Below are 2,600 nucleotides of genomic sequence, written 5' to 3'. Positions count from 1 at the left end.
CGCGGGCACGGCGGGCCTCGACGCGGGCACGGCGGGCGGCGTGGTGGCCGCGGAAGTCGTCGACGCGATCGGGGGCTTCTTCGAGGGAGAGGAGGGCGAAGGGGACGAGGGCTGACGGGGCGGCCGGCGGAGCCTCGCGACGGCCCGGTCGCGGCCCACGGAACTCCCCGGCCACCCCGTTCGTTTCTACATCACTGTAGAAGCTATCTTTTACACGGCTGTAGAAATCGCCGCCCGGGTGCCGTCGGAGCATCAGGCGGCCGTGACGAGGAGTGGACATGGCCCTGTGGGACCGCATCAAGGAGTCGGCGTCGCAGATGCAGACCCAGTTGCTGGCGAAGAAGAACGACCTGAAGAGCGGCGCGTTCCGGGACGCGAGCATGGCGATGTGCGCGCTCGTGGCCGCCGCCGACGGCACGGTGGATCCCTCGGAGCGGCAGCGGGTGGCCCAGCTCATCGCCACGAACGAGGTGTTGCAGAACTTCCCGGCGGACGACCTCCGCCGCCGTTTCGAGGAGAACCTGGACAAGCTGACGACGGACTTCGCCTTCGGCAAGGTCAGCGTGCTGCAGGAGATCGCCAAGGCGAAGAAGAAGCCGGCCGAGGCACGGGCCGTCGTGCAGATCGGCATCGTCATCGGCGGCGCGGACGGCGACTTCGACAAGGACGAGCGGGCCGTGGTGCGCGAGGCGTGCTACACGCTGGACCTGCCGCCGCACGAGTTCGACCTCTGAGCATCCCGGCGAGCGCGAGGACGGGGGCATGCGCGACGATCCCGACGGTGCCCTCGTCCACGCCCCGCACCCGGACGGCCGGGTGGGGCGAGCCGCCGTACGGGGCGGCTTCCGCCGTCGGCGGTCAGGCTTCCGGGGAGGTGCCGCGGGCGGCGCCCGCCGAGGCGGCCACCACGCACAGCACCGCGATCCACTGCGACCAGTGCAGCGACTCCTGGAGCACGATGAGGCCGATGAGGGCCGCCATCGCCGGTTCGAGGCTCATCAGGATGCCGAACACGCGCGGTGGCATCCTGCGGAGCGCTTCCAGGTCCAGCGAGTACGGGATCACCGACGACATCAGCGCCACGCCGAGCCCGGCGACCAGGACCCACGGCTGCATCAGCGCCGTTCCGCTCTCGGCCACGCCGAACGGCACGGCCACCAGTGCCGCCACGGCCATGCCCAGGGCCAGACCGTTGCCTTCGGTGGTGTGGCGGCCCAGTGCCGCGCCGACCAGGATGTACAGGCCCCAGCAGGTGCCCGCGGCGAGGGCGAACAGCAGGCCGAGGAGGTCGAGGTCGCCGCTTCCCTCCATCAGCAGGACCACACCGCCTGCCGCGAGCACGGCCCAGAGGACGTCCAGCCATCGCCTCGACCCGGCCAGGGCCACCACCAGCGGCCCGAGGAACTCGACGGTCACCGCGATCCCCAGCGGGATCCGGGCCAGCGACAGGTAGAAGCACAGGTTCATCAGGCCGAGCGTCACGCCGTAGCCGAGCACGACGGTCCACGTGCGGCGGTCCATGCGCAGCGACGGCCGCCACATGAGCATCAGCACCGCCGCCGCGAAGAGCAGGCGCAACGCGACGGTCCCGAAGCTGCCCACCGCGCCGAACAGGTACTTGGCCAACGCCGAGCCGATCTGAACGCTGACGATGCCGAGCAGCACCAGCGCCGGCGGCGGGATCGCGCCGAAGGCGTGCCCGGCCGACGCGGCCAGGGAGAACCGGGGAGTCGGACCGCGATCGGTCCCGTCGACGCTCATGGTGGCCACGCGTGGATTGTCGACGACCGGGCACCGCGCGTCACCTGATTTTCCGGCGGCATCCGCACCGCCGCCGCACCGACCGGGCGGCCGGTCCGCGCCGAGGTCCGTGCCGGTCCGGCGGATCGGTCACAACTCCGCGAGGCGGGGCAGCAGTTCGGTCGCCGTCGCGATGTCTCCCGTCAGCGGGCGGTCCTCCGGGTCGGCGGGGAGCGCGGAGGCGGCGAGGGAGAAGACCGGGCCGGCCGGTGGTGCGCGGTGGAGGCGCAAAGCCCGGACGGCGACGACGAGTTCGCAGGCGAGGACGGTGGCGTAGGCGGTGCCGGCGCGTGCCGTCTGGCGGGCCGCCTGTCCGGCGAAGCCTGCGGCCTCCTCCAGCCCGTGGGAGAGTACGGCGTGTCCGGCCGAGGCCGGTGCCGCGGCACTCGAACGCAGCTCGGCGAGCGCCGAGTTGGCGGTGTACTCCAGGATCATCGTGCCGGAGCTGCCGGCCGGGCCGGTGGCGAGGAAGGCGGGCAGCCCGGTGAGGTCGGGGCGGCTCAGCGCGGACAGGCGCGCGGCGGAGAGCTGCGCGGTCTTCAGCAGGGCCAGGTTCAGGCCGTCCAGGGCCAGGGCGAGCGGGGCGGCGAAGAAGCCGCCGTGGTGGTGGAGCCGGCCGTCGGAGGTCAGGACGGGGTTCTCGGTGGGGCAGTTGATCTCCACCTCCACGATCCGGCGCAGCGCGGCCGAGGCGTCCAGGGCGGCGCCGTGCACCTGCGGGAACGCGCGGAAGCCGTACGGGTCCTGGATCCGGCGGTCCGACGACAGGGGCCCGGGCGCCGTCGGACCGCCGGATCCAG

General features: G+C 72.8%; 3 protein-coding genes. 1 reads left to right on the top strand and 2 read right to left on the bottom strand.

All coding sequences use genetic code 11. From position 1 onward, the window contains the following. Positions 1–278 precede the first annotated feature (278 nt). Positions 279–734, top strand: a complete 456-nt coding sequence (locus CCN44_RS39485) for a tellurite resistance TerB family protein (protein WP_059253563.1) — start codon at positions 279–281, stop codon at positions 732–734. A gap of 124 nt (positions 735–858) precedes the next feature. On the opposite strand, the gene CCN44_RS39480 is transcribed toward CCN44_RS39485, so the two are convergent. Further along, positions 859–1,761, bottom strand: coding sequence for an EamA family transporter (locus CCN44_RS39480; protein WP_086703908.1), 903 nt, complete (start codon positions 1,759–1,761; stop codon positions 859–861). 129 nt (positions 1,762–1,890) lie between these two features. Next, a partial coding sequence (locus tag CCN44_RS39475) for an aromatic amino acid lyase (protein ID WP_158103212.1) occupies positions 1,891–2,600 on the bottom strand: 710 nt, incomplete at its 5' end.

This window comes from Streptomyces tricolor (assembly GCF_002155905.1).
Lineage (GTDB): Bacteria > Actinomycetota > Actinomycetes > Streptomycetales > Streptomycetaceae > Streptomyces > Streptomyces tricolor.
Note: the sequence above shows the minus strand (reverse complement) of the source record. Positions and strands in the feature narration are given on the sequence as shown.